We start from the raw sequence: 531 nt of genomic DNA, 5'->3' as shown, positions 1-531 counted from the left end.
CGTCCAGGATTTTTCTCCATAGGAATTGTTCCACACAGCGCTGCTGCGCCGCATTAATCATCCTGGTACGCGCCGCGAGGTCGGGAGGATTGTCCAGATGGGTGGTCAGGTCGACCGCTGCCTTGAAGAACAGTCCGGACGCATCACCACCTAGAACCCACCGATTGAACGGATTGTCGTGGGCCAGAAGCAATGCGCCAGCGGCCATAGCTTCGATCAAGGATGGGTTGGTACCCCCTACCGAATGGCCATGAATGTACAGGTTGCTACGACGCCGTAGTTCGTTCAGTACGCTAGTGTTGTAAACACCGCCGGCGAAATGGACATCTGTGTGTTTGGCGCGAAGTTGTCGACCGTAGTCATTGATCTCGAAGTTACCCAGAACAACCATGGGCTTCTTCTTCTCGCTGCGTTCAAATGCCTCGAGAATCACATGAATCTGGTTCTCTGGCTCTGGACGCGCCACCACTAGGGAGAAGCTCTGACTCGGATACTGCGTGAGTAGCGGGTGGGACAGATCGTCTCTGTTCC

1 protein-coding gene is annotated in these 531 nt (G+C 55.0%); it reads right to left on the bottom strand.

Annotation, left to right across the window (positions count from 1 at the left end; genetic code table 11):
• On the bottom strand, positions 1-469 hold a 469-nt coding region (locus tag ACRYR9_RS19970; RefSeq protein ID WP_432540249.1), incomplete at its 3' end, for a glycosyltransferase.
• Between the last annotated feature and the right edge of the window lie 62 nt (positions 470-531).

The sequence above is a fragment of the Kineococcus auxinigenes genome (assembly GCF_050871525.1).
Classification (GTDB): domain Bacteria; phylum Actinomycetota; class Actinomycetes; order Actinomycetales; family Kineococcaceae; genus Kineococcus.
This window is presented reverse-complemented; position numbering and strand designations above follow the sequence as displayed.